The sequence below is a fragment of the Metallosphaera javensis (ex Sakai et al. 2022) genome, assembly GCA_021654415.1.
GTDB classification, from domain to species: Archaea; Thermoproteota; Thermoprotei_A; order Sulfolobales; family Sulfolobaceae; genus Metallosphaera; species Metallosphaera javensis.
The window spans coordinates 1,690,437-1,714,390 of the sequence record AP024487.1 but is presented as its reverse complement, the minus strand read 5'-3'; the positions used below and the strand labels follow the sequence as shown (position 1 = coordinate 1,714,390).

Annotated in this window: 30 protein-coding genes and 1 pseudogene; 13 read left to right on the top strand and 18 right to left on the bottom strand. The window is 48.3% G+C overall.

Annotated elements, in window-relative coordinates; genetic code table 11:
* Positions 1-19 precede the first annotated feature (19 nt).
* Positions 20-871 carry a phytoene/squalene synthase family protein gene (locus QVC96_RS09750; RefSeq protein ID WP_287689102.1) on the top strand — a complete coding sequence of 284 codons (852 nt, stop codon included), beginning with the start codon at positions 20-22 and terminating at the stop codon, positions 869-871.
* Entirely contained in the window at positions 826-1,284 is a 459-nt protein-coding gene (locus QVC96_RS09745) for a lycopene cyclase domain-containing protein (protein ID WP_287689101.1), read from the top strand. The genes QVC96_RS09750 and QVC96_RS09745 overlap by 46 nt, the downstream gene beginning before the upstream one ends.
* On the opposite strand, the gene QVC96_RS09740 is transcribed toward QVC96_RS09745, so the two are convergent.
* Positions 1,252-1,788, bottom strand: coding sequence for an IS630 family transposase (locus tag QVC96_RS09740; RefSeq protein WP_287688834.1), 537 nt, complete (start codon positions 1,786-1,788; stop codon positions 1,252-1,254). The two genes, QVC96_RS09745 and QVC96_RS09740, sit on opposite strands and share 33 nt — an antisense overlap.
* Positions 1,760-2,248 carry a helix-turn-helix domain-containing protein gene (locus QVC96_RS09735; RefSeq protein ID WP_238027283.1) on the bottom strand — a complete coding sequence of 163 codons (489 nt, stop codon included), beginning with the start codon at positions 2,246-2,248 and terminating at the stop codon, positions 1,760-1,762. Before QVC96_RS09735 ends, QVC96_RS09740 begins: the two co-directional genes overlap by 29 nt.
* A 45-nt stretch (positions 2,249-2,293) precedes the next feature.
* Here QVC96_RS09735 and QVC96_RS09730 point away from each other — a divergent pair.
* Positions 2,294-2,584, top strand: a pseudogene (locus QVC96_RS09730) (lycopene cyclase domain-containing protein); the annotation flags it as partial.
* A 5-nt stretch (positions 2,585-2,589) separates the two neighbouring features.
* The gene (locus tag QVC96_RS09725) at positions 2,590-3,489 is read left to right on the top strand and encodes a hypothetical protein (RefSeq protein ID WP_287689099.1); all 900 of its coding nucleotides are present in this window, start codon (positions 2,590-2,592) and stop codon (positions 3,487-3,489) included.
* 77 nt (positions 3,490-3,566) lie between these two features.
* Here QVC96_RS09725 and QVC96_RS09720 read toward each other — a convergent pair whose 3' ends face one another.
* The 4 genes from QVC96_RS09720 to QVC96_RS09705 form a co-directional block, all read right to left on the bottom strand.
* Positions 3,567-4,298 carry a GNAT family N-acetyltransferase gene (locus tag QVC96_RS09720; RefSeq protein ID WP_287689098.1) on the bottom strand — a complete coding sequence of 244 codons (732 nt, stop codon included), beginning with the start codon at positions 4,296-4,298 and terminating at the stop codon, positions 3,567-3,569.
* Between the two features lie 234 nt (positions 4,299-4,532).
* Complete coding sequence (locus tag QVC96_RS09715) at positions 4,533-5,225, bottom strand: peroxiredoxin (protein WP_425597994.1); 693 nt, start codon at positions 5,223-5,225, stop codon at positions 4,533-4,535.
* Between the two features lie 320 nt (positions 5,226-5,545).
* Positions 5,546-5,914: a type II toxin-antitoxin system VapC family toxin gene (locus QVC96_RS09710; protein WP_287689096.1), complete on the bottom strand. Its 369-nt coding sequence runs from the start codon at positions 5,912-5,914 to the stop codon at positions 5,546-5,548.
* Complete coding sequence (locus QVC96_RS09705; RefSeq protein ID WP_238026781.1) at positions 5,880-6,119, bottom strand: antitoxin VapB family protein; 240 nt, start codon at positions 6,117-6,119, stop codon at positions 5,880-5,882. Before QVC96_RS09705 ends, QVC96_RS09710 begins: the two co-directional genes overlap by 35 nt.
* 190 nt (positions 6,120-6,309) lie before the next feature.
* On the opposite strand from QVC96_RS09705, the gene QVC96_RS09700 reads away from it, so the two are divergent.
* Together QVC96_RS09700 and QVC96_RS09695 are read left to right on the top strand one after the other, a co-directional pair.
* Positions 6,310-7,011, top strand: a complete 702-nt coding sequence (locus QVC96_RS09700) for a hypothetical protein (protein ID WP_287689095.1) — start codon at positions 6,310-6,312, stop codon at positions 7,009-7,011.
* Between the two features lie 253 nt (positions 7,012-7,264).
* Positions 7,265-8,326, top strand: coding sequence for a hypothetical protein (locus QVC96_RS09695; RefSeq protein ID WP_287689094.1), 1,062 nt, complete (start codon positions 7,265-7,267; stop codon positions 8,324-8,326).
* An 86-nt stretch (positions 8,327-8,412) separates the two neighbouring features.
* Here QVC96_RS09695 and QVC96_RS09690 read toward each other — a convergent pair whose 3' ends face one another.
* The 6 genes from QVC96_RS09690 to QVC96_RS09665 all read right to left on the bottom strand — a co-directional run bounded on the left by QVC96_RS09690 (position 8,413) and on the right by QVC96_RS09665 (position 14,393).
* Positions 8,413-8,565 (bottom strand): hypothetical protein, encoded by a 153-nt coding sequence (locus tag QVC96_RS09690; protein WP_287689093.1) that lies wholly within the window; start codon positions 8,563-8,565, stop codon positions 8,413-8,415.
* Positions 8,566-8,580: 15 nt separating this feature from the next.
* A complete protein-coding gene (locus QVC96_RS09685; protein WP_287689092.1) occupies positions 8,581-8,970 on the bottom strand; it encodes a hypothetical protein in 390 nt (129 codons plus the stop codon).
* Positions 8,971-9,510: 540 nt separating this feature from the next.
* Positions 9,511-9,852 (bottom strand): DsrE family protein, encoded by a 342-nt coding sequence (locus QVC96_RS09680; protein WP_287689091.1) that lies wholly within the window; start codon positions 9,850-9,852, stop codon positions 9,511-9,513.
* A gap of 417 nt (positions 9,853-10,269) precedes the next feature.
* Positions 10,270-10,905 (bottom strand): SWIM zinc finger family protein, encoded by a 636-nt coding sequence (locus QVC96_RS09675; RefSeq protein ID WP_287689090.1) that lies wholly within the window; start codon positions 10,903-10,905, stop codon positions 10,270-10,272.
* Positions 10,906-13,518 (bottom strand): DEAD/DEAH box helicase, encoded by a 2,613-nt coding sequence (locus tag QVC96_RS09670; protein ID WP_287689089.1) that lies wholly within the window; start codon positions 13,516-13,518, stop codon positions 10,906-10,908.
* A gap of 350 nt (positions 13,519-13,868) precedes the next feature.
* Complete coding sequence (locus QVC96_RS09665) at positions 13,869-14,393, bottom strand: Hsp20/alpha crystallin family protein (RefSeq protein ID WP_238026785.1); 525 nt, start codon at positions 14,391-14,393, stop codon at positions 13,869-13,871.
* 213 nt (positions 14,394-14,606) lie between these two features.
* Here QVC96_RS09665 and QVC96_RS09660 point away from each other — a divergent pair, with 213 nt between their 5' ends.
* Positions 14,607-15,536 (top strand): hypothetical protein, encoded by a 930-nt coding sequence (locus tag QVC96_RS09660; RefSeq protein WP_287689088.1) that lies wholly within the window; start codon positions 14,607-14,609, stop codon positions 15,534-15,536.
* 35 nt (positions 15,537-15,571) lie between these two features.
* On the opposite strand, the gene QVC96_RS09655 is transcribed toward QVC96_RS09660, so the two are convergent.
* From QVC96_RS09655 to QVC96_RS09640, 4 genes are all read right to left on the bottom strand, one after another.
* Positions 15,572-16,552 (bottom strand): NAD(P)/FAD-dependent oxidoreductase, encoded by a 981-nt coding sequence (locus QVC96_RS09655; protein ID WP_287689087.1) that lies wholly within the window; start codon positions 16,550-16,552, stop codon positions 15,572-15,574.
* Positions 16,553-16,726: 174 nt separating this feature from the next.
* The gene (locus QVC96_RS09650) at positions 16,727-17,266 is read right to left on the bottom strand and encodes an adenosylcobinamide amidohydrolase (protein ID WP_238026788.1); all 540 of its coding nucleotides are present in this window, start codon (positions 17,264-17,266) and stop codon (positions 16,727-16,729) included.
* Positions 17,263-17,949, bottom strand: a complete 687-nt coding sequence (locus QVC96_RS09645; protein ID WP_287689086.1) for a DUF929 domain-containing protein — start codon at positions 17,947-17,949, stop codon at positions 17,263-17,265. Before QVC96_RS09645 ends, QVC96_RS09650 begins: the two co-directional genes overlap by 4 nt.
* 262 nt (positions 17,950-18,211) lie before the next feature.
* Positions 18,212-18,805, bottom strand: a complete 594-nt coding sequence (locus QVC96_RS09640) for a haloacid dehalogenase type II (RefSeq protein ID WP_287689085.1) — start codon at positions 18,803-18,805, stop codon at positions 18,212-18,214.
* A gap of 369 nt (positions 18,806-19,174) precedes the next feature.
* On the opposite strand from QVC96_RS09640, the gene QVC96_RS09635 reads away from it, so the two are divergent.
* The gene (locus QVC96_RS09635) at positions 19,175-19,585 is read left to right on the top strand and encodes a hypothetical protein (protein ID WP_238026791.1); all 411 of its coding nucleotides are present in this window, start codon (positions 19,175-19,177) and stop codon (positions 19,583-19,585) included.
* Between the two features lie 82 nt (positions 19,586-19,667).
* Here the strand turns inward: QVC96_RS09635 and QVC96_RS09630 are convergent, their stop codons facing one another.
* Positions 19,668-21,005, bottom strand: coding sequence for an APC family permease (locus tag QVC96_RS09630; protein ID WP_287689084.1), 1,338 nt, complete (start codon positions 21,003-21,005; stop codon positions 19,668-19,670).
* A gap of 108 nt (positions 21,006-21,113) precedes the next feature.
* Here QVC96_RS09630 and QVC96_RS09625 point away from each other — a divergent pair, with 108 nt between their 5' ends.
* The 5 genes from QVC96_RS09625 to QVC96_RS09605 all read left to right on the top strand — a co-directional run bounded on the left by QVC96_RS09625 (position 21,114) and on the right by QVC96_RS09605 (position 22,556).
* Positions 21,114-21,476 (top strand): NifB/NifX family molybdenum-iron cluster-binding protein, encoded by a 363-nt coding sequence (locus QVC96_RS09625; RefSeq protein WP_287689083.1) that lies wholly within the window; start codon positions 21,114-21,116, stop codon positions 21,474-21,476.
* A gap of 123 nt (positions 21,477-21,599) precedes the next feature.
* Positions 21,600-21,830, top strand: a complete 231-nt coding sequence (locus QVC96_RS09620; protein WP_287689082.1) for a hypothetical protein — start codon at positions 21,600-21,602, stop codon at positions 21,828-21,830.
* Positions 21,817-21,987, top strand: a complete 171-nt coding sequence (locus QVC96_RS09615; protein ID WP_287689081.1) for a hypothetical protein — start codon at positions 21,817-21,819, stop codon at positions 21,985-21,987. The genes QVC96_RS09620 and QVC96_RS09615 overlap by 14 nt, the downstream gene beginning before the upstream one ends.
* Entirely contained in the window at positions 21,980-22,354 is a 375-nt protein-coding gene (locus QVC96_RS09610) for a hypothetical protein (RefSeq protein ID WP_287689080.1), read from the top strand. Before QVC96_RS09615 ends, QVC96_RS09610 begins: the two co-directional genes overlap by 8 nt.
* The gene (locus tag QVC96_RS09605; RefSeq protein WP_287689079.1) at positions 22,326-22,556 is read left to right on the top strand and encodes a hypothetical protein; all 231 of its coding nucleotides are present in this window, start codon (positions 22,326-22,328) and stop codon (positions 22,554-22,556) included. Before QVC96_RS09610 ends, QVC96_RS09605 begins: the two co-directional genes overlap by 29 nt.
* Here QVC96_RS09605 and QVC96_RS09600 read toward each other — a convergent pair whose 3' ends face one another.
* Complete coding sequence (locus QVC96_RS09600) at positions 22,557-23,894, bottom strand: dihydrolipoyl dehydrogenase (protein ID WP_238026795.1); 1,338 nt, start codon at positions 23,892-23,894, stop codon at positions 22,557-22,559.
* Between the last annotated feature and the right edge of the window lie 60 nt (positions 23,895-23,954).

Here is a 23,954-nt window from a genome sequence, read left to right as displayed (position 1 = left end):
GGGTTTAACACGATACAACTTGAACAAACAGCTTGACGAAATTTTCAAGCGTGGGAGCACGACATACTACAACAGCACTCTGTTCTTTCCTCCCAGGATTAGGGAGGATGTGACCAAACTTTACGCGTTTGTGAGGGTCTTTGATGACCTTGTGGACAGCGTTCCCCAGAGGAGGGATGAGTTCTATCAGATGAGGAAAATGTATGAGATGGAGAGGGATGGAAGGAGGACGGGAAATGTGGTACTGGAGAACTTCGTTGAGCTCAAGGAGAGGAAGGGCTTCAGGGAGGAGTGGGTAGAGGCGTTCCTTAACGCCATGGAGAGCGACCTTCATAAGAGGGTGTACTATACCCTGGATGAGACCCTCAAGTACATGTATGGATCGGCGGAGGTGATAGGGCTTTTCATGATGAAGATACTGGATCTGCCAGGCGAGGCGGAGCCCTACGCCAAGATGCTGGGCAGGAGCATGCAGTACCTCAACTTCATCAGGGACGTAAAGGAGGACGAGTACCTGGGAAGGCAGTACCTTCCAGTTGAGGATATGGAGAGATTTGGGGTAAGGGGACTGGAGTGCACCGACAAGTTCAAGGACTTCATGAGGTTTCAGGTTGAGAGATACCTGGAATTTGAGAGGGAGGCAGAGAGGGGTTACAGGTTCATCCCCAGCAGATACCTCGTACCCATAAAGACCGCCTCCGAGATGTATAAGTGGACGGGATTGAGGATCAGCTCCTCCCCCTGCGTCGTCCTGTCCAGAAAGGTTAAACCCAAGAAGAGGAAGATAGTTCTTTCAGTCATGAAGAACTCTGTGGGTGTTTACGTATGGAGATCCCTTTCCTCGTTGGCAGGTTTGCCTATGCTGAGATAGATTCCATGATGTTCTTCCCCACCCTGCTGATCTCGCTGTGGATGGGAGGGAGGAACTATGTTGCCCTCATGAAATCAGTGGGGGTGGTTGCCCCGCTCTACCTGTTCTGGGATTTCCTGGCCACCTATCGTGATTCGTGGGCCTTCAATCCCTCTCACGTGCTGGGGCTTTACGTGGTTAACCTGCCGGTTGAGGAGGTGATGTTCTTTGTGGTCACTCCCTTTGCCACCATCATGATATACGACTTTATGAGGAGGAGAAGGGACTCGCGCGTCAGGTGGGCCTCGTGGATTAGCCTCTTGGCCGGAGTGGCCTCGCTTTCAATCTCCCCTCTCTTCCTTGCACATTCCTACACCTTCGTTAGTACTTTGTGGAAGTTTTTATCCATTGTTTTCTACCTCTATTTCATCTAAATCCAGATATTGGACCACATCAAGATTAAACTGATCGTGATGTTCCTCGAAGAACCTCCTCACCTCCTCCCTTGCCTCTTCCACGTTGTTGAAGAACCTGTTCGCAAGGTGGAACTTCAGGTCCTTGAAGATCCTCTCCACAGGGTTTAGCTCTGGCGAGTACTTTGGGGTGAAAACGGGTCTCACTCCCCTTCTCCTGAACAGGTCCAGGATAGCCCCCGTCTTGTGGGAGGAGTGGTTGTCAAGGACGAGGTACTTGGTCTCCCTGCCCCACTTCCTCTCCATCCTGTAAACGAAGCTCTTCATGTTCTTGCTGGAGAGGGAGTTGTAGAGGGTGTACAGCACCTTCCTTGAAATGGCGTCAAGGGCGAGGAAGACGTAGAAGTGCTGGAAGCCCAGGTTCACCCTGATCCTGGGCCTGGAACCCCTCCTGGCGAGGCACCTCCTCACCGTGGTGCCCACCACCACCCTTGTCTCATCGAAGAACGCTATCCTGCGTCCCATCAGTTCCTTCACTTTTTTTAAAATCGCGGTGCTTCTCCACCTCGGCCCTGGCGTTCACCGGCCTGGGCGTCACGAAACCGTACCCCAGCTGGTGCACTACCCTGTAAAGGTGATACCTATTGTAAACTATCCCCCTCTTCCTCAGCTCAGCGTTCAGCGCCCTCATGGTCCACCCCTCCAGGTTGTATCCCAGCTCCCTGGGACTTGTCTCCAGCACCTTCTTCACCTCCTCGCTGGAGTACTTCCTGGGCCTACCCGACCTTGGCCTATCCCTCAACGCTCCGACCCCTCCCCTCTTGTACTTCGCGACCCACTTCTTCACCGTTGAGTACGAAACCCCGAGGACCTCGGCCACCCTGTACTCCCTGAACCCGTCCACGAGGTACATCTTCACCCCCAGTATTCTCTGCCTTATCCTAGCATTCTTTTCCTCCCTGTAAGCCTTCTCTAATTCCTCCACATTCTATATTAGTAATACCAAGATAAAAACTTTACCTAAGTACTAGTGGACCTGCTTTACATGGGAATGGCCCTGATTGCGAGCTGGTTACTTGACAGGGGAATGCTGGAGTCCTTGAATTTCTGGCGCTTCATAGCCCTCAGTTACGTTCCATTCCTGGTGTTTGACTTCTTTCTCACAGCCCTTCCCGTGGTGGAGTATGGTCCCGGAAGCATACTGGGAGTCAGGGTGATAACGATCCCGGTTGAGGATTTCATTTACTCCTTTTCCATGCTGACCCTTTACACCCTCTTCTACAGGTACTTTCTGGGGAGGCAGACCGCAAACGTGAGGTGATGATCATGGAGGAGATAGAGAAGCTTTTCAGGGGGTCTCCCAAGGACGTGGAGAGGATATACTACACCTTCTCCAGGGAGGAGATAATAGAGTGGATGAAGGGAAGGCCCAGCGCAGATATGAGGTTTGTGGAGGTTGAGGGAGATAGCGAGATCGTGGTAGTGGTTCCCACTGCGGACGCCTCAGGGAAGCTAGCCTCAAGGACGAGGGAGCACTTTCAGGGATTGCATATCATTTTCGTGGAGAGCAGAGGACCGCTCTTCAATTACGCTAGGAGCGTGAACGCAGGGGTCAATGAGGCTCTGAAGTTCAAGCCAAAGTGGGTGGTGATATCAAACGACGATCTCACCAGGGTGGAGAGCGTGAGTAAGCTGAGGGATCAGCTGGACTCGGTCACCGGCGTGGATCTGGTGATGGCCTCACCCTCAAGTTACCACACCTATCACGTGCTCCTGATGGATCCCAAACCCTGGTTCGTGACGGGAATGGGCGTTTTCGGGAAGTTAACAGGTCTTGCCCCGGCCAAGGTTTACGGCAAACTGCTTAAGTTCAGGGAAAAGCTGGGGGTAAGGTTCGTAACCATGATAGAGAGCATGGTGGGACCGATGGCCAGATTTGCAGGAAAGAGTTACAGGGTCCTCAATGCGGGTAGCTTTGCCGTGATAAGGCCAAGGAGAAGTCCACTGGACGAGACCTTCATTAATTCCCATGAGGACCTGGTCCTTTCCATGACATCCAGATATGCGGTTATTAACTACAGAATTGAAGAGCAAAGGGGAGCAAGCCTGGGATTTGGAGAGGCGAGGTTTGTGAGGACTTTCGTGAACGAGATTTATCTGAACTACCTTCTGGAGAAAGGCGTTCTGTCCATCCCTGGAACTGAGCGTGAGTTAAGTCACAGTTGAGTTCTCCTTTAAGGTTTCCCTGTGCTTGAGACCGGTCGTGGTATCTGTGAGCGTGTGGCTACTACATGCACTCCACGTCATATGAACCACCACCGCCTCCTTAATTCTCTGCACCCTACCCGTGAATAGGCCCTGATAGCCGGGAGGTTATCTTCCCTAACGTGCAAAAGGGGAATGGCTCCTTTTCTTCTGGCCTCCCATGCCATGGCCTTCACTACCTCCCCTGCGTATCCTCTTCCCCTGTATTCGGGCAAGGTGAACATTCCGCCTGTTATCCAGACCTCCGGTAAGGTAACTAGGGAACTGCCAATAGACACGAGTTTACCACCTTCCTTAACTCCAAATGTTTTCTCCAGCAGTCTCCTGGCCCTTTCCCGGGATATTCTACCCGTGGATAATTCCCTGATTTCCGCTAGTTGATCAAGGTCTTCGACCTGCAGTTTAGTCGCAGTTTCGCTGGGTCCAATGGGTTCGCATATCATGTCAAGATATCTGATGGCCCTCAGTTTAGGAAATCTCCTTGATAGATATTCCGTTTCCTCTAGGTTGTAAGTCTGAATATTGTGTATGTCCAAGTCCGGGATAAGCTCCACTTCGTTTCCGTAAAGCAATACGTCATTCCTCATGAGGCCTCTCCAGAGAACTACCATGGAATTGTCCAGTATCAAGGAGGTGTTTGCGGATTCCTCGGGAGTGATTAGGTCGTAATAAAGGTAGGCATATGTTATGGGATCCCTTGCGTACAGTTTCCTTATCCTTTCCCTAAGATCCGGGGGTAACTGATCGAGACTATGGAAGTATATACGCATGAAAATGATGCGACATACAATGTATTAAGCACCCACTGTGCAAGGACGTGCAGACCAGAGCTAAACGCATAATAGTGCTAAACCCTTCACCTGTGGATTATTAATCCTTCAGAGGGATTTCCCCAGTGCTCATGGCATAAAACAAGGAGTAATTGTAAAATGTTATTACTCTTTTCTATAACTGAATAGAGTTAATTTTCTAATATTATTAAAAAAGAAATTGTATTCATGAGACTAGTTCTGGGACAATAGCTTCTTTGCCTCCTCTACCTCCTTCTTATCAGCTTCCCTGTAAGTCAGCCACCACGCAAATCCCTTGAATTGCTGTAATCTCAGCTTGGAGTCCTTCACGGTTCTGGGCGGTGGATTTAGCACGTTGTCCCCGATCATTTCGTTGTTGGGCCAGTTAGCTGGTATCACATTCCCGGTCTTATCCACAAGTTGCAACGCCTTAACGCTTCTCAATATTTCGCTTATGTTCCTTCCAATTTCCAGCGGATAATACATTATTAACCTCACTATTCCCTTAGGATCCACGATAAACACAGCCCTCACTGTGGCCGTTGAGGACTCTGCGTGCAACATCCCCAGTTTCTTTGCAACGTTACCCATTGGATCTGCAATTATGGGGAAGGGAATCTCAATCTTCAGGTTCTGCTCTATCCAGTTCACCCATTCAATATGACTGATGTTACTATCAACGGATAGGCCAATCAACTCGGTGTTCAGGTTCTTGAACTCCTGGTATCGCTTGGCGAAGCTGTAGAACTCCGTGGTGCACACTGGAGTAAAGTCCCCTGGATGGGAGAAGATCACGAACCATTTCCCTGAAAATACTTCGGGTAGTTTCATCCTACCCTGGGTTGTATCCACCTCCATCTCCGGGAACTTTTCACCTATTAGGGGTATTCTTTCCTGAGTTTCCATTTTTCCATCCAAATGTAATTTAGAGTAACTCTTATTTAAGATTAACCTCTAGTTTAGATTAAATACAACTGGTAAAGGCCGATAAGGAGAGGGTAATAGGATAAAGACTCCTCTTGATTCCTGAGGTTAGCCCATGAGAAAGAGGCAGAAACTCCATCCCTGCATTAATGGCGAGAGTATCACGACCTTGTCCAGTTCTCAGGGACACCTGAAAACTGCACAGGTGTAACTGAGCAAAAATGACCGGAAATTGCTCTCAATCTTGATCAAGGAAACCAGTGTGACGTAAGAATAGTACTTCAACCCCTGATGGATAAGCCCTATTCAATCAGCACAACCCTGACGTCCTTAACGTTTTGGAAGTCCTTGTCCTTGGTCAGCACCGTCAGCTTCCTGGTCAAGGCCTGGGAGGCAATAAGTATATCAATGCTCCCTATTAGCTTTCCTTCACTCTTCAACTTCCTGTATATGGAGGATGCAATAACGCCGTCCCGTCCGGTCAGCGGAAGAACTCCATCAAGGGAAGAGACTAGGCCCAATATCTCCTCTCTGGGCGTTCTACCCACCAGAATCTCGTAAAGGGACAGGGAGCTCACGTAGACCTTTTCCGCGCCAGTGATAAAACTCTTTGCCCTTTCATTTCCTCTCATGAACTCAATCAGAGCGGACGTGTCGGCTAATACTTTCATCTAACTTCTCCCTAGCTCTCTTGACCTCTTCTTCCAGTTTATTCGCCTCCTCATCCGTCAGTATTCCAAAATACCTCATGAGGCGTTTATTCCTTGAATCCCTGGACTCCCTTATCAGCTGATCTATCAGTTCACTAAAGCTCCTGTCACCCTTGATTTCCAGAAGCCTCTCATACACGTCATCTCTGATCATAATGGTCTTCATGTATTCTGTATATAGACTACAGGTAATAAAAGGATTACGCTGATAGGGCTAATACGGGTTCTTTAACCTGTGCCAGATTCCCATGGTGGCAGATTCAGGTCCAGGAACTGAATATTATGTGAAAAATTAACAAGCTTGAACAGAATTACCGGAAGCAATATTTAAATCAAGTCAATTTCAATATCTTCACATGTGCAGGATGGTAGCATATCACGGAAGTAACAGGGCAACGTTAAGGGAACTTGCGGACTGCCTGGTGAAGGCAGCGGAGGACGACCCACTCAAGGGATGGTCACATCCTCACGGATGGGGTATTGTGGCGCTCACGGAGGACAGGCTAATTCATCACAGGAGCTCAAGGCCTGTGTTTGAACCCTCCGAGAGAAGCACTCTCATCAACCTGGTGGACTCCCTTTCAGGCAGGATGATGGTGATCATTCACGCTAGGAAAGCTAGTGATCCCTCCCTGGTGTCCTCCATGTACTCCCATCCCTACCTAGAATCCAACGACAGGGAATTGCTCTACGTGGCCCATAATGGGAGCGTGAACCTCTCCCTTGGAAAGGAGATTGGAATGGGGGTTGAGGGAGTGGTTGATTCAGAGCTAGTTGCTAGATACCTTTCCATGAAGGGAGTTAACAGCGTGAACGAGCTGATTCCTTACACGCGGACTGCATTGAATCTATTGGTCCTCAAAATTCCACGGGGAGTTGGATCTCCTCTCTCCAGGGCAAGCCTTCATTATTTCAACTGGGCCAGCTCAAGTGACCAGTACTATGACCTTCATGTTGGAAAGGGGTATGTGATGTCCTCCTCCCTGAGTAAGGTTGGGTGCAGGAGCCTTGGTCAGGCCGAGAAAGGGAAGCTTATGGAATTGATACCGGAAACATGATATCATCCAGAGTTGAGCTGAGAATTGATCTAGTCTCTAGGAAAGATATAATGTGTGGAGTATCTTTAAGCGACGTCTTCGATTCTCTTTCAATTTAACATCTCGCAGAAACCTGGAGGTCTCTGATTACAGTAACTCCACACACTGACTCTAGCATGAAAATATACAATCCCAGTGGTCCTGGCTATTTCCTCACCATATTCCCACGGAGATGTCCGCAAAGGTTTTATTGTAGTCAGTTTAATGACTACATATGGTAAATGTTATAGCGTCAAGAACTTCCATCCCTGCCGTCATCAATGTTGCCCTCACCGTAAAGGAATTGCGAAGTCAAGGGAAGAGCGTAAACTACCGGTTTGTGGGATCGGAGTTATGGGAGAATGTCCTCAAATTCACTGATCCAAGCGACAGATCTCTTGTGATTCTGGATGTTCCTCTCCCCAAAGACGTAAACGAGATTAAGATAGAACCGGGAGAGGTAGCTGTTCTCTACGTTCCCAGCAAACTTAACTCCCCTACCAGGATAGAGAGGGAGATCCTGACGGAGAAAGGTATCTCAGTGACGCCCGATAGGGAGGTATCCAGATGTTTTCTTGGCGATCATGAAGATGAATGGGTGAAATTGAACGAGATTATCTCTATGGAGAGGGCTCCAGAACAGAGCGAGCTAGAGAAGGTGAGGGGAATAATCCAGACCTCATTGAGCTCCATGGAGGAGACGGTAGAGAGGGTGATCAAGGGTGAGGACTTTAAGAGTCCAAGGAGGATAGTCAAACGTGAGAGAAGATCAATACTTCTGGCTGAGAAGAACTCACCTGAAGTCTATGCCGACCTATTTGAGATATACGTGACAGAGGGAGTCGAACCTATGCTTGTTCATGGAGCTGTGAATGCGATATTCACAGTTAAACCGACGTTTTTCCTTGACGTTAGCGGAGAGAAATTAAGGTTGAAGGCTAGATTTGGTAAAGGAGCCGTACTAGAGTTCGGGAATCCGGTGGATCAGGTGGACATGGGCTACTTCTTGGGAATAGGCGGATTTCCACAAGTGGTCTTGAAAATATCCAAGTCTACCCTGGTAAGTGAAAGGACGTTACATAGGTTGCTCGTGGGAGGTAGGACTGTACAGAGGGTTGGAAACAAGACTTATGTTAAGCAATATCATGGACTTTCCAGGAAGTTCAAAGGAATCAAGTTCATATCCCACGATCACTTGCTCGTGCCCGATAGGGCGTTTGAGGAAACGGTGGCCGTGCTCAAGAGGAGTGGAGTCAATTACAGGATATCAGAGTTCGATGAAACTCAAAAGTTATAGATATTCAGAAAATTTGTCATTCAGGGCATGACGGTTAACAATAATAAGTTGCCACGACGATCGTGGAGGATGTTGCCCCGTTAGGGTCACGAGGAAGTCCACAAACCGTGATCGTGAATGTAGGAAGCTACCTTCCTTATTTCCGCTAGGGTATCTTTGGGTATCGAAGTCACATCTCCGTGATGTATTCCACTTCTTGACAGTCCGTAAAGCTGACCCTCAAAATTGTCAATGTTCACGTATACCTGAACCTTTTACGTATAGGTCGTTATCCTCAATGCCCCTCTGTAGAACGTAAAGGGATGAGTTGGATTGCCATTAATAACGTAATTGGAACTTTTCATTTCATCTTGGGTTAAGTTGTGCTTGCTCAGCACAATGAGTGCCTTAGAGCGTTTAATGAGGGCATCAGTTAACCTTGAATGCTTACCCAATCCATCCATTACTATTATTCCCTTCTCTATCACTGCAGCTAGGTTTAGATCAATAATATTTTCGTACATCTCTGGGTTAATCTCCTCGGTGGGCTTGCTGTAGTTAGGAGTTAAGTATGCATGCTGGTTTTCCTCATTTGAAAGTATATCATATCTTCTAAATGTAGGGGAAGGAATATCGCAATCCAGTAGGGCAGCATCGTTTCCCACTTCCCTAAGTGCCTTAAACAATAGATAAGCAAATGCCGATTTGCCACTGTGTGGCGGACCTAAGACTAATACGGTCCGTTCATATCTGTTTTTAAGGGCGCTAGAGGTTATGGATACTCCCAAGCATTGGATGAACAAGAAGATTAAAAAAGATCCAACTTACTGGCTCTATTATATATTCAGCATCATAGATCTCGACTACACAGCATATAAAGTAGTCTCGTCAAGAGTTGTTAGGTCATAGAAATGCTATGATAATAAGACTCAACTCCATAATGTCGCGAAATTTGCATAAAGTTTTATAACCTCATGACTTCGTATTGAATTCCTTGAAACTTAAAAATACCAATATGATGACACTATGATCAGCTATAAAATTTTACTATAATTATGTATATATTTTCAACTGTAATATTCAAGGTCATGTCTTTTGACATCTCTCCTTTTTCCAGCCTATCTTTTCCTAGTTTGGTTCAGATAAGTTATCACAGATATATAATTTAAAAAAAATTGGAAATAAATCTGTATAGAACTTGAGCCTTAAAATGTTAAGATGATGTAGCCCTCATTAGCGAACTTTACTATGACGTCTGCTCCCCTGCTGATCTCATCTGCGTGAACCAGTTCCTCCTTACTCACGTTATAGTTTTTCATTGCCATCTCGCAGGCGTACACCTTGACCGAGTTCTTCCTAAACGCATCCACGTTTTTACTGACTATCTCTGAGAGCTTGCCTTTCTTGTCAAGTGCGGTTATTCCAGGTCCCAGGAATACCACCCTCACGTCCTCCGCACCCATCATCTTTAGACCATTTGCCACATTCACTGCAGTATTTACATTTGGCTGATCCTGGGATTTTACCACAAGTAGGAATTTAGCCATGAACTAAAAACTCTTTTAGCAATCTTAAGTTTTTCTTTTATGAATAGTATTTTCCTGGTTATAACGTTTCTCAGGGACTGAAGACGTCTACCAACAAAAGGAGAAGGATCCTAACAAGTTCCTGATCTGTTTTTATTTTGAGTACGGGAAGGAAAAGTACCGCAGTCATTCATCTCGTCGTCTCGATGAAAATCCCCTTTACCTTAGAATACGTAAAACTTGGTGGTTTAAATAATCCAATTACTAGGAGACGGAATCATTTTGCATTATTGTTTTTACATCGCGTTTCAGGTCTTAAGGATGAATGTGCCTTTGAAGGAATGGTATTCAATGTAATTATCGATCCCATGGTTTTACTTAACCCTTTCGCATAGCGTGACTTTTCCCTCTTTTCCCAAGACACTTTTACGGCCATCACTAGAGGTTCTGTTTGAGCTTCTTTAGAAGAGTGTCCCCCACCTTGCTCATCTTCCTGAGTATCCTTACAAGTTCCTCATCTTCCACAGGAGAATACATGAAGGTCATTGTCTTCACAAGGGACGAGAAATGGTTCTCCATCTCCTCCCTGTCCCCAAGATATTCCTTAACGTCGAAGTTGTTTTCAGATTTAAATCCTCTGAAGACTAGGTATTTGCGTACGTCCCTTGCGAAGATCTTCGCGGTCTCAAGAATAGTGGCCACCACATGCTTGCAAGGCCTCGCATTATCCGGGCATGTGCAGTCATAATCAATCTTTTCCGGGAGGAGGGAGAGACCCTTCAGCCTGAGCTCCAATTCAACCTCCTCGGGAAAGGTGTTGAGATTAAGTATAACGTTTAACTTCTCCAGGATAATCCTGTTCGCACCAGGAGGGAATGGTAGAGCCCTAATAGTAACTAGGTATCTGGAACTTCCCCTCACCGTTGCCCTGATCTCACCCTCAGCGATGCTCACCACGTTCACCCTTCCTTCCTTATAGTAGTCTATTCCCCTCTCCTTCCTTTCCCTCTTAGCCCTCCTTAAACCCAGTCTCACCCATGCATCCGTATACCAAGAGCTATCGTACAATGGCATTCATCTCAACTCCAGGATTCTCCTTAGTTCCTCAGTGGAGAGTTCAGTCAGTACCTCCTCGTTCCCCCTTATGAACTCCCTGTATACCTGCTCCTTTGTTTTTATTACTTCGTCTATTTTCTCCTCGATTGTGCCCAGCGAGATCATTTTGTGAACTATTACCTTCTTAGTCTGGCCTATCCTGTGGGTCCTGTCCGTGGCCTGATTCTCCACAGCTGGGTTCCACCATCTATCGTAATGGATCACCCTGTTTGCCGATGTCAGATTGATCCCAACTCCTCCTGCACGAAGGGACATTATAATGACCTTTCTGTCCGAGTTTGCGTTAAATTCGTTAAGTAACCTGTCCCTCTCCTCCCTTGAGAGACCTCCATGAAAGAAAAGGGGGTTATAGTCTCCCATCTCAAGGGCAAGTTTCAGGATCTCCCCCATCTCCACGAACTGGGTAAAGATTGCCACCCTATCTCCCTCCTTTACGGCCTCCTCCACCACGTCCAGGGCCCTCTTTAACTTGCCCGATCTCACCGGGGAGTAGTCCCTGTCCCCCTTCACGAGGGCAGGATGATCGACCACCTCCTTGAGTTTGGTTATTGTGGCCAGAATGGAACTCCTCCTCTTCATTCCGCTGAGCTTATCCACCCTAGTTAAGAAATCGTCCACAATTGCTCTGTACAGGGCGACCTGTTCCTCCGTGAGATTGCAGTATTCGCTCATCTCTATCTTGTCGGGAAGGTCAAGGGCAACGCTTTCGTCGTTCTTCGTTCTCCTGAGGATGAAGGGGGCTATTAACCTTCTCAGGGTCTCTTTGGCCTCCTGATCTCCCCCTCTAATGGGTTTCGCGAATCTCTCCTCAAATTCATTTCTACTGCCCAGCAAACCTGGGTTGAGGAAGTTCATTATTGACCACAAGTCGTTCACGCTGTTCTCTATGGGAGTGCCCGTTAACGCAATCCTGTACTCTCCCTTTAACTGCCTAATTAACCTGCTCCGCCTGGTGTCGGAGTTCTTTATGTTCTGAGCCTCGTCCAGAACAAGGAACTTCCAGTTTACCCTTAACAACTCCTCTCTCATGAGAAGGGTATTGTAGGTGGTGATGTAAACGTCTACCTTTTCACCGTTCACACTGCCCTTCTCCTTTCCGTGAATTACGGTGAAGGTGAGAGATGGGGCATATCTCCCTATCTCCTCTTCCCAGTTCCTTAACACGGAGGTGGGGCATACCACTAGAGAGGGTGATACCTCTTCCCCTTCCTCCTTTGCCTTGGCTATGGTGGCAATTGTCTGAATAGTCTTTCCAAGTCCCATATCATCGGCTAGGCAGACTCCAAAACCAAGGGAGGTCATGAATCTCATCCAAGAAAAGCCCTTAACCTGATAGGGTCTTAACTTCACGTTCAGGTTTGGGGGCTCAAGAACGGAGAATTTCTTATCCTCCAGCTTTTCTACTAGTCCCTTGATATGTTCTCCCTCCACGTAACCTGACAGGGCTTCCCTCACGAGCTCGGTCCTGCTTAGCTCGCCCTTCTTGATCCTATCGAGGATCCTCTCAACCCTCTCTAGGTCTTTCGTAGAGATTTCTATTAGCTTACCCCCCAGTTCAAGGTAGGGTCTGTTCTCTCGAACAAGCCTTTCAAATTCCTCGGGAGAGAGCTCGTGATCTCCAAGGGCAATCCTGTAATCGAAACTCTCTATCTCCTCCTTGGTAAGTAGATTTAGGCCGGAGGTCCTTATCACTGGCTTCACCCGGGCCTTGGTCCTCACAAAAACCTTGTATCCCTTTTTAGATAGATAGGAGAGGGCCCTCATTACCATTTTTGCACTTTCGTGATCCACGACGAAAGGGGTATTATAGTAAATGTTGTTTCTAACCTCTGGGTATCTCATTACCCTGTGAAGCATTTCGTGGAATTCCGCCTTCAAGACTGAGAAATCGTAGGGAATCATGGCGTTCCTTTGAAGGTCATAAAGTCCAAAGGTCACTCTCCATCCTTCCTCCTCAGGCGTGGCGAGGAAGTAAAGGGTGTAGCGGGACGAGGAGGAAAGGGAATAACTGGAGAGAACCCTCAAATCATCAGGACTCAGACTGAGGTTGGCCAAGGAATCCATTACTGCGTCGACAAAGCTTTTCACAATCTCCTTTCTTCCCTCCTTTGAGGACCAGGAACTGTAGGGCATGGAATCCACAGGTGCGATTTTCGTGATCTCATGCAGGAGATTTTCCTCGATCTCCCAGTGTATCCTATCTTCAAATCTGGGGTAAAAACCTCTCCTCCATTTGATCAGGGTGAGCACCACAAGGAGCACGTGCCTCCAGTAGTTCATGGAATTTGAGTAGGGGAAGTCGTATCTCTCAACGAGAAATCTCAGAAGATGGCGGTTAGGAATCTTCATGGCCTGGATCTTAAATTGCGAGATCTCCCTTGCCGAAGAGTAGGGATAAAGGGCGGGCTTTCCATCTTTAGAAGGAAAAGCGACCTCTATTGTGGTAGGGACGGCTTCTAGCTCCTGGATCAGGACATCCACGTCCTTCAGGGAGCCCAGCTCTCCATCGTTTTCGTTCTCAAGCCATGTGTAAAAATTTTCGCCATCCCAGGTTCCGTGTAATACGCCCACAATTTTAGAACGTGCTGGTGACATTTAAGTTTTAATTGAAAAACCTCGAGGCTAGTCTGGTTTGTTGTGTATTTCACGTTAAAGTATCCTTAAATATACAACAATATGGGGTAGCCCCAAAACCTCATTAGAAACACAGAAGACAGGGACATTACGTCATCATGATTTTTGCCATCACACTTACGCAACTCACACCTGTTTGGAGATATTTTCCTTCTCTTACTGTAATTGTTATTCAGGACAACAAAATTGTTCGTCGAATCGTTATATCATTTTTAAGGTTTTTAGGATTTTTACGCTACGTTAGCACGTTATAGACGAATTTATGTAGGTTTCTATGGACTGTGAAATCATTGAATCTTGAGCTTCTCTTCACCATCCTTGTAAGCTTTCTTGAAGGTGAAGACCAGGACCCCGTTATTGAGCTTCGTTGACACTGGTTCCACCGGACCGGGAAGGGATATCTCGCTCTTCCTCCCATTCCACTCCACTATCAATTTCACCTTATTCTTTAGGGTTGCCTGAATTTCCTCCTTCTTCGCGCCTGGAACCTCAAGGGTAACTATAACCTTATCCCCGCTTTCCACCACCTCGAAGTCTCCCTCAGGAGGCTCAACTTCCTTCTCCTTGACCTGGGAGATCGGGACTCCATTGACGTATTCCTCAATCCTCGGTTGTCCGTCCGGACCTATGGTCACTCTCCTGGTGTATGTCCTGACGTCTCCACTCTCCATGAGCTGTTTGATCATTTCCTCCTGCATCTTCAGGAATTGATTAAAGATATCGTCAAAGCTGGAGAACGGATCAACGGGCCCCGTCTGTTCATTATTTTCCTCATCTTTCTTCTTGTCCTTCTTTTTTCCAAATCCAAACATAAATAAGGTGTGGATTTGAGAGTTAAAAACATGTCTTTACGATTTCTTGTTTCCGTAAAGGAAGGAACGGGGTGATTTAAGACCCTTCTAGACTCCGTATCCACACTGATCACGTTCGAGACGGAAAGAGTTCCTTTCCTAGAAAATTTGCCTTCGAGTCCGTATCTTGACCGGTCAGTCCATGCTTATAATCTCACGTATTCATGTAGATGCATGAAATTCCTGGATAAATTCCACGAAAACAGGTACGAAATGGCAATGGCCATAGCTGAAAATACCTACAAGATTCAGGGATACACGTACGTGGAAACTGTTGATCCCCTGAGGGATTACGTCATTGGGGAAGACAATGGAGTGGTCTACGTTCTTGAGGTGAACAAGCACTGCACCGACGTGAGGAAATGCCTGGGCATAGATTACCTATATAGCGAGCCCTTTCCCTTCCAGGAGGGCGTGTCGGTGGGAGTTCTGGACATCGCCCTAAGGATCATAAAGGGCTTCAGGGATATGTCAGGTCTGAGGGAGCACATCCTTAACAAGGAACTGATCCAGTTCGAGGCAAGGGATTACATGTACCTGAGGAACACCAGTGAACCGGAGAACGTATATCAGAGGTTCGTGAACTCGCTCCGCGACCGTGAGGTGGAGGAGCTGGCCCTCCTATCCAGGAACTACATGGAGATGTATCGTGTTCTGGACAGGAACCCTGAGGGGGTGGAGAAGCTGGAGGAGAAATTCAGGGAAGTGGAGGCTGAGATCCTCCGCATTGCAGGGAAGAACGGAGTTGAGTACGTTGAGGGTTACGGGAGGATAGACCCGGAGGAGCACATCTCCGAGGATGAGGAACACATAGAGAGGGAGGTGGAGAGTCCCCTGGACGTACTTCACATACTGGCACAGGTTAGAGCCAGGAAGGTGAGGGAAAACATTGACGGGTTCCTCGAGTATCTGAGAAGAAGCGAGGGCCCCCTGACCTGGGGACCTGTGAACACCACGGGCGTACTTCTGGACTCCTTTGAGAGGAGAACTGGGACCATCCTGATCCTGAACCCGGGTGACCTGGTGGTAAATAGGGGAGGGGAGAAGAGAGTTCATGTGGAGCCTGGCATAATCCTTGTGGAGAAGCTTGTGGAGTCTGGATAGATTGAAGTTGTGAAACTCTCCAAGATCATGAGCTGTCACCTTAACGTTCCCATGAACACCTTGCTTACGTATTCCCCGGGTTTTTCACGTTTCCTCGCCTCCTCCACAACCTTGAGATGGGCATTCATAATCCTGAAGAGGCTGGAATTCCTCAGGTCCACCTCCTCGCCAGCAATCCTCCTGGCCACAAGTTCCGCGTGCATCAGGGATGGTCTTATTCCCTCCCCTGTGATGGGAAACACCGCGCCACCTGCCTCTCCCACCGCGTTCCCCAGCTTCAGACCTCCCATGGAGATCCTGGCCACTCCGTAGCTAACCTTTTCCCCAGCGAGGAGGGAATTGAGTCTCTCCCTGAGCACGGTGAAGGGAGCCTCACCACCAATCCCTATCCTGGCGCCGTGAGGACCAGGGAAAACCCATCCGTAACCCACGAAATCTGAGTAGAAATAGGAGTTCAGCACGTTCTCCTCTGCGTGATAGGTAGTATCGTACTGGATTGCCTGAACGGTGTCGTGGGAGAGGGCCTGATATCCCCTTGCGTCCACCACGTGGTCATACCTGATACCATTGACCTCGTTTCCCCTGATCTCTCCCTTCTCCCACCTGATCTCAACTCCCTCAGCCAAGCGTTCCAGAAACCTGGGTTTGTCTATTATATACGCGAAGGGTTCGCTGGAATGAACCTCGTGGACCAGTTTGTTGTCAAAAAAGATCCTGTACCCCGTTATCTTGAACAGAATTTCATTCCTTGAGAGGAGGTCCTCCACCGAGGACAGGACAACCCAGCTACAGGGTTTGGTGCCGAGCCTCTTCTCCCTTTCGTAAACAATCACGTCCTCCTTCAGGTTTCTGGCCAGAAAGAGTCCTGCCGGTCCCGCGCCCACTATGGCTATTTTCATGGAAGAAATTTCTTCATGTGGTAAATAGGGCTTCATGCCGGGGAAGGCACTCGACTCCGTGTTAGTGACGGGAATCAGGAGAACGAGAAGGGAAAAAGTGACTTGAGAAGGGGACAAATGAAATCTCCCCCATGGATTTTCACGATCTAGCCTGATGTCTCTTCAGCAGTTCTTTATGTAAGTTCTTACTCGAATTCCTTTGAATGGTGATCGTGCCAGGCGATAAAAATTAATGAAAAATACTAAGAGAAAGCACGCAAAATTTACCCTTCCTGTCATGATCGTGAAGCGCTAATCACTGGACGTGGACCTCAGCAGTTCCACAATCTTTCGCCTCACATCCCTTGCAACCTCCTTGCCCAGTGCCGTGCCTGGACCGGCGAAATATCCATCCCCGGGTGTACTGCCCACCGCCACTGCGTCGCTCACCGTACCGGTGAGGTTAAGTCCCAGATCCCTCAAGGCCCCTGATTTTGCCTCAGTTACGGTCCTCACAAGGTCCACAAGACCATTCAGGTTCAGTCCCTCGTTCACAAATGCCCCCACGTTGATGGTACAGCCTGCGTCCTCCCCGCTCTCCCCAACTCCCGCACTCACGTAAAGCTCGCCCCAGGATCTTTCCTCGTGGGAGTAAGCGGTGGCAGCTGTGATGAAGGCGATCTCGCCCTCAGCGCAGAGAGATCTCACGTCGCTCCACGGATCCTTGTTACAGTAGGCCTTATCCACGAATATGGCGCATATTCCCCTGGCCCTGCCAACCCCTTCAGGGTAGAGGGCAGAGGTTAGGACAATGTATTCCCTCTTGAGGGGGAGATGCATCACTTTCATCATAGCAATCCCTCGATCTCCTCCGACGCACTCACCACCGGTTTTAGGCTGGTGAGGTTGTGAAGCAGTTGCTCCGGGGAGTAACCGGTTATTGTAGAGGGAGAATACAGGTAACCAATCACCATGTAGGTTCCCTTTGGCCCGGATATGATAATGGTGGAGGGTATGTGTGATGGACTACCCAGGTCCACTGCAGGTCTGAAGAACTCTCCTGAGGCAAAGCTCTGAACTTCATACCTGTTGACCAGAGGGTAGGCCCACGGAGCCTCATCCCTGATCAGCTGAAGGCCATACTCCACGTAATTGTTGATGGGCGTGCCATTGGCAGAAGCGTTAAGATATTCATTGTAGAGGTATATCACCCTGAATCTCACCGTTGAATTTGGGGTAAAACCTTCGAAGATAAGCCCGGAGGTGTTGGGGTATTCGTCCAGCGGGTCAGAGTGGTTCAGGGTTACGTTAAGTTTTCCGTAGTGGGACAGGGCTAGATAGAGTGCCCAGCTGTCCGTAGCTCCATAGGGACATCCATACCAGGAAATGAAGAGAACGCACGTCTGGTTGGTGAGCTGTTGCGGGGAAACCCTGAACGGCGTATCCAGCGGAACTCCATACACGGGGAGTGTTCCCAGAACCAGGATCAGTACCACGATTATGGTAATCCCGATCACGATGACTTTCTGATTCATGAGAAAAGTTCCGCGTATGAAATAAAATGGTTGCCGTAACTTGGCGATGGAGGTCTAACTGAAGCGGGGAGAAGAGCGATGAAAGACGACACCAGATTAGTTTCAGGGCCCGGCTCAGTTTGTTGTGTAGTTCAGGTTAAAGGCTCCTTAAATACATAACAAAATATGAAGTAGCCCCTAGTTTCAAACTTGGTACAAACAATGAATTGGGATGCGTTCACATGTTGGAGTTTTTCCTGAAGAGGCCAGAGAACCCTCTCGTTTACGCCTTCTCCTTCAGGTAAAGGGCCAGTTTCTCCAGGTCCCTTGCTATTATGTCAACCTGAACCAGGGAGAGCTTCTCCATTCTCCTGTTCAGGTAGAGGGCCCCCATCCCGGCGTTTTTCGCCCCCATGAGGTCAAACCAGTTTGATGAGGCCAGGAATGCAGGGTAACCGGCTCTCTCCAGGAAGTATTTGTAGACTCTGGGGGAAGGTTTGTATGCCTTAACCTCCTCGGCACTAACCACTCCCTTGAAATACTGGAGCACCCCGTTCCTCCTCAGGTGTTCCTCAACCTCCTCTACCGAACCGTTACTCAACGCGAAAACGTCGGCAAGTTCTGATATGTCCTTCAAGAACCTGGTGTCGGGGTAAGCCCTCAGGTTCAACCAGGCGTTCATCAGATCGGTTTCCGATCCCTCGTGAGTGAGGAGGTACTCCTGAATGGCCTGTCTGGTGATCTCCCTGAAGGGGACAAACTTCTCCATGGTTGTGTAGACCCATGTAAGTTCCAGCTGTCTTCTCCTTATTTCCGGCGGAAAACTTGAGGTATCCAGAAGCGTTCCGAAAACGTCGAATGCGAGTATGAGTCTCATGGTCATGTCTTGAATTGCGCAGTTAAAAGATTGTAAATTGGTTAACCTTTGGTTTGGACAAAACCCTCTCCCGCGCGAGACGCACAGCTTGAAAAGCTCCAGTAGTACTTTCCTGAAAATCCCTTCAAGTCCATTTTACCTAAAAGTCCTTCAGTTCTGTCCCAATTATCTTCCAATTAAATTTCACTTTTAAGGTAAATGTCATCGCTCATCTATGAACGATTTTCATTTCAATACGAGCTTTATTGAAGAATATCTCACCACGTTAAAATCCGTAAAGCACTACTCCAGCTTGAGTTACCGGCCGGAAGTCCATCGCAGTGAGCTTCATGTAGGTGAAGCTATTAACTCGCCATTCTCAGGTTCTTCATGACGCGAAATGAAAGGGATTATGCAAGGATGAGCCTGAATGATTTCCTTGTGGCAGTGAGTAGATTGAGGAGAGGTTGTTTGAGACTCTCAGCCTTCAGGGCTTACAAGAGTGAGAGAAGATTACTGCAGGCCCTTGCGGTGGTTCACGGTCTGAGGAGGGAAGACACCTACTGCGCGGTGCCCAAGGCTTACATGATTGACGTTTCCCGTAAACTTGAGGTGAGATATCCGGGAATTGTGAACATGACCGTGAGAGCTCTAACTCTTTTCAATCAATGGAGAGAAGGTAACCCGGATGGGGAAGCGATCCTGACTCTCCTGAAATCCCTGGAGTTTAACTGGATCTCCTCCCTCGTGGAGGAAGGTCTGTGGAGGAGGGTCCTGAAAGTTCAGAAGGAGTTGGATTAGCGCCCCGTAAAGTTTTATTCACGCTTCTTAATCATGTCCTGGTCAGGCATCATCAAAACTCCAAGCTGGTCCCACGTCCTGGTCACGATCCCTGTTTCATCCCCTGATCTCTCCTTTCTTTCCAGCTGAGCAGAACATCAAACAGCCTCACCTTCTCCGGTTTCTCCCTCTTACCTTCCCTCATCAAGGAGTATATCACGAGCAGTACCATTGTTGAAAGGGCACCTATGAGCAGAGCCTCCTTAGGCATTCCCACAAAGATGACCAGAAGTCCCACCACCGAGAACCAGGGCAGATAGGGATAGCCAGGAGTCTTGAACTCTGGATTGGTTCTCTTCCTCAGGTGGATGACCGCCAGGGACGTAACAAGATAGGAGAAAAGGAGACCAAAGTTACTGATGGCAGCTATCACGTATACGTTCCCTGCAAAGAGCGTGACGAGGCCTATGATAGCTGAAATTATCACTCCGTTACTTGCCACATCTCTCTCCCTGTTGTACTTGGCCACAATCCCTGGCAGTAGTCCATCCGCTCCAAGCTGATAGATCATTCTGGACGAAGTCAGGATCATGGCCAGGGTTGCAGAGGTTGTGGCAATGAGTGCCCCAATTCCAACTACAAGGTAAAGCCATTGTGGTGCATGCACGTAGGATAGGGCGAAGGATAGGGGATCCGCGCTAATTCTGTAAAGGTTTGCAGGGACCAGGATCATCATGGAAATTACCACGGTCACGTACAGTACCAGGCTTATGATCACGCTGTATATTATTGCCCTGGCTGCTCCCTTTCCTCCTCCCTTCACACTTGATGCTATTGTTGAAACGCTTTGAAAGCCCGAGTACGCGAAGATTATCCCCTGGAAAGACTCCAGAAAGCCATATCCTGCGTCTGCGGGGATGGTGAAGTGACTGGCCAGGTTCACCCTGTTCACAAGGAGGAGGGCAAAGGCGGAAAAAATTACAAGGATAGCCACCTTTATCATGACCAGGTAGAAGTCGGCCTCGGCTGCCTTCTGCACACCCATCAGATTAAGCACCGACAGGATCAGTATGAGCAGTATTGCATAGATGATTGGATCCCCGCCCACTATAGAGGAAAGATATGATCCAAAACCAGTGGAGATAGCTGCTATACTGGAGGCGTAACTGAAATAGAGGAGTACCCCTGTGACGAAACCCAAATGCGTACCAAAGGCCTCATTGGCGAAGGAATAGGCTGATCCTTTAAGGTCAGGAAAGAGGGATGTGAGCTCGCCTGTTTCAAACGCAATAATGAGGGCCAGAAAGCCCACAAAGGCGAAGGCCAGAATTGACAGAATCCCGGCCAGGGAGATGACGGTTCCACTGAGGACGAAAATCCCCGATCCAATTATGGCCCCTAAGCTAACCGCTGTTGCGTAGGCGACACTGATCTTCTCCATAACAATTTGTGCACACAAGGATATTTAAATGGTCTAGGTCCGGAACTCTGCCTCAGTGGAAAGGCACGCTTGAGCTAAGGTTTTTAGCCACCAGTTCTTCTCATTCCTATGAAAATTTGTACAGTTGTGGACGATCAGGATAAGATTGAGGTCTTCTCCAGGGGAAAATTTCTAATCCTATTTGACGACAGGAACAGGGAAATAATGACCAGGGAGGAAAACCCGGCTCTCCGTTCTCCAATGAAGAGACCTGCCGTGGCCAGGGAATGCGTCAGGCTGGGGGCGCAAAGGGTGATAGCAGCACATGGTTCCCTGTGTTATCCCTCGTACTCGATCCTGAAAAGGAATAACGTGGAAATGTTGGTTGGAAGACCTGGTCAGGGAATCTTTGAGGAATTTTCCCCTGTTACCAGGGGAGAGATCCTGTATTCAAGTATGCAGGCCATCATGGAGAGGATTAGAGGACACTGAGCGGTCAAGTTCAAGGGTTAGGGACATCTTGAGGATGATTTAACGTTCCTGGGTCCCCTACACTCAACCTGTACGCAACAAAGTCCCACATATCTCTTATTCTTTAAGGAGATATTGTAAACAATGAACGAGGAGTGGCTTAGGAGAAGAATGGAGGCCGAAAAAGAGGCCAGGGAGATGAGAAGGAAATCTGCCGACTGGAACTTCATCAACTCCCTTCCTCCAAAACTGAGGATAGCCCTGGAGTATTACGTGGAGACTGGAGATATTTATAATGGGGCCAAGCTAGCAGGGTTGGCCGTCGATGAATTCAATGAGTTGAGGATAAAGGCTGGGATCATTGCAGTCGATTAGGGCAATCATGGATACCTCATTTCTGATTGACTGGACCAAGTATGATAAGAGGGATCTACTCTTCAGTTGTTACGAGATAGTGTTTATCACTGAAAGCGTCTTGAACGAGATCAGAACTGAAGTTCCCCTAATCTGGGTTTCCAACTTGGATGAGTAACGGAAGAATCAAGGTACTGGGGGAGAACTCGGAGACCAGGAACAGGGCCTTAAACGTCGTGGATAAGACCAGATCACTGCCGGTTAGAAGCGCGGACTATCCCGAGGCAGTATGCCTGGTCTTTGGCAAGGAGTTGTCCATAGATGTGCTCACGGAGAATGGGGGAGTGTTTTCTGCCATAGAGATGATAGACGAGTATCAGGGGGTGAGGGCACTCAGGGGCATAGACGTTCTGTTTAATCTAAGCGGGAAAGGAATAATCCATGATTTTAAAAAAGAAATATTAAATTACATGAGGCTAACCAAACATTCATATACTCGGGATCTACTTGGAAAATATGGAATCCAAACTTGGGAAAATACTTAGATTTGTTGAGGAGGCCAGGGAGATGAGAAGGAAATCTGCCGACTGGAACTTCATCAACTCCCTTCCTCCAAAACTGAGGATAGCCCTGGAGTATTACGTGGATAGCGGTGATTTTCGCGGTGCGTCCAGGATCGCAGATATGTCAGTAGATGAATTCCTATATTTCGCCAAGGAGAGGGCAAACATCATCGATTTGTCGTGATTACCTCGCTCTCCTCACCACTCTCCTCATCAGTGAGGTGATTTGCTCAAGCTGTGTGGGATGTGGCTGACTGATTCTGGCCAGCTCATAACTGGTTAGTCTCTCACCAACAGCCAGGGCCAGTTCCCCTATTAACATGTCCGCATCCTCTCCCACAACCTGTGCCCCAAGAATTCTCTGGCTTCCCCTCTCTATGACCACCTCCATCCATCCTTCTGCGAATCCATCTATCTGTGCCCTGGAATCCAGGGAGAGATCGTATCTTCTGGTCTCCACGTCAAAACCCCTGGCGATGGCCTGCTCTTTCCAGAGTCCCACCCATGCTACCTGTGGGAAGGAGTAAACAGCGAAGGGGACAGCGTTGTAATCCATCTCTACCACTTCCCTGTTTCCCTCGAGAATGTTCTGTGCGGTCACCCATCCCTCAAGCACTGCGATGTGGAATAGCATGAACTTTCCGTTCACGTCCCCGGGCGCATATACGTTATCCAGTACGGTCCTCATCCCGGGGGAAGTCTCTATCTCGCCCCTCTTTCCCAGGGGAATTCCGTTCACCGCAGAGGTATTGGGCTTCCTTCCCACAGCAACAAGCACTTCATCGAAACCCTGATATCTTCCCTTCTCCGTAATGACCGTTTTCCCGTTCTCCCTGAGGATGCCCGAGGACCTTTCCTTCACTATTTTAACTCCCGCATTGGTCAACTCCTTCTCCAGAAGAGCCTGAACCTCCTGCGAAACCTCCTTGATGAGATGGGACGCAAACAAGGTAACCTGTGAGCCCAGTCTGGCGAAGATTGAGGCCATCTCCACCCCTATGTATCCTCCTCCCACGATCGCAAACTTCTCTGGAACTTCCCTTATGGTTGTTTTGGGCATTAGCAGGTCGTGGGTGGTGATCCCGCCCTCATACCCCTTCGGTACTACAGGGTCGGCCCCAGTGGCTATCACGAGGTATCTTGTACTGAACGTCTTATCCCTAACCTTGACGTGTTGCTGATCCACCATTACCCCGGAATCTGCGATGAAGGTCAAGTTCTCATGTTCCTTGATTTCCTCGTCGTGTTGCCTGAACCTCCTTTCCTGTACTTGATCCTTCCACTCCACGAGTTTGGGGAAGGATATCTCCGCCTTCATGAAGGGGACTCTCCTGGACCTTTCAATTTCACTTGCTCCATACCAGTAGGTCTTGGAGGGTATACAGCCTTCATATAGGCAGTTTCCTCCCAGAACGCCCTTAGGTTCCAGCATCAGGACCTTCATTCCGCCCCTGGAAAGCTCAAAGGCAGTGGTGTAACCTGCTCCTCCTCCACCAAGGATTATGGCGTCGAAGTCAGTCATGGAATAAAACACGAATTAAAAGTTAAATATTTATTTAGTTTTAGATCCAACCCAATCAAC

Bases quoted from the DNA above. Each gene is read 5' to 3' on its own strand.
- QVC96_RS09745 (WP_287689101.1), top strand. From the start codon at position 826: ATGGAGATCCCTTTCCTCGTTGGCAGGTTTGCCTATGCTGAGATAGAT.
- QVC96_RS09740 (WP_287688834.1), bottom strand. From the start codon at position 1,788: ATGGGACGCAGGATAGCGTTCTTCGATGAGACAAGGGTGGTGGTGGGC.
- QVC96_RS09725 (WP_287689099.1), top strand. From the start codon at position 2,590: ATGGAGGAGATAGAGAAGCTTTTCAGGGGGTCTCCCAAGGACGTGGAG.
- QVC96_RS09720 (WP_287689098.1), bottom strand. From the start codon at position 4,298: ATGCGTATATACTTCCATAGTCTCGATCAGTTACCCCCGGATCTTAGG.
- QVC96_RS09715 (WP_425597994.1), bottom strand. From the start codon at position 5,225: ATGGAAACTCAGGAAAGAATACCCCTAATAGGTGAAAAGTTCCCGGAG.
- QVC96_RS09710 (WP_287689096.1), bottom strand. From the start codon at position 5,914: ATGAAAGTATTAGCCGACACGTCCGCTCTGATTGAGTTCATGAGAGGA.
- QVC96_RS09705 (WP_238026781.1), bottom strand. From the start codon at position 6,119: ATGAAGACCATTATGATCAGAGATGACGTGTATGAGAGGCTTCTGGAA.
- QVC96_RS09700 (WP_287689095.1), top strand. From the start codon at position 6,310: ATGTGCAGGATGGTAGCATATCACGGAAGTAACAGGGCAACGTTAAGG.
- QVC96_RS09695 (WP_287689094.1), top strand. From the start codon at position 7,265: ATGGTAAATGTTATAGCGTCAAGAACTTCCATCCCTGCCGTCATCAAT.
- QVC96_RS09680 (WP_287689091.1), bottom strand. From the start codon at position 9,852: ATGGCTAAATTCCTACTTGTGGTAAAATCCCAGGATCAGCCAAATGTA.
- QVC96_RS09675 (WP_287689090.1), bottom strand. From the start codon at position 10,905: ATGCCATTGTACGATAGCTCTTGGTATACGGATGCATGGGTGAGACTG.
- QVC96_RS09665 (WP_238026785.1), bottom strand. From the start codon at position 14,393: ATGTTTGGATTTGGAAAAAAGAAGGACAAGAAGAAAGATGAGGAAAAT.
- QVC96_RS09660 (WP_287689088.1), top strand. From the start codon at position 14,607: ATGAAATTCCTGGATAAATTCCACGAAAACAGGTACGAAATGGCAATG.
- QVC96_RS09650 (WP_238026788.1), bottom strand. From the start codon at position 17,266: ATGATGAAAGTGATGCATCTCCCCCTCAAGAGGGAATACATTGTCCTA.
- QVC96_RS09645 (WP_287689086.1), bottom strand. From the start codon at position 17,949: ATGAATCAGAAAGTCATCGTGATCGGGATTACCATAATCGTGGTACTG.
- QVC96_RS09640 (WP_287689085.1), bottom strand. From the start codon at position 18,805: ATGAGACTCATACTCGCATTCGACGTTTTCGGAACGCTTCTGGATACC.
- QVC96_RS09635 (WP_238026791.1), top strand. From the start codon at position 19,175: ATGACGCGAAATGAAAGGGATTATGCAAGGATGAGCCTGAATGATTTC.
- QVC96_RS09630 (WP_287689084.1), bottom strand. From the start codon at position 21,005: ATGGAGAAGATCAGTGTCGCCTACGCAACAGCGGTTAGCTTAGGGGCC.
- QVC96_RS09625 (WP_287689083.1), top strand. From the start codon at position 21,114: ATGAAAATTTGTACAGTTGTGGACGATCAGGATAAGATTGAGGTCTTC.
- QVC96_RS09620 (WP_287689082.1), top strand. From the start codon at position 21,600: ATGAACGAGGAGTGGCTTAGGAGAAGAATGGAGGCCGAAAAAGAGGCC.
- QVC96_RS09610 (WP_287689080.1), top strand. From the start codon at position 21,980: ATGAGTAACGGAAGAATCAAGGTACTGGGGGAGAACTCGGAGACCAGG.
- QVC96_RS09605 (WP_287689079.1), top strand. From the start codon at position 22,326: ATGGAATCCAAACTTGGGAAAATACTTAGATTTGTTGAGGAGGCCAGG.
- QVC96_RS09600 (WP_238026795.1), bottom strand. From the start codon at position 23,894: ATGACTGACTTCGACGCCATAATCCTTGGTGGAGGAGGAGCAGGTTAC.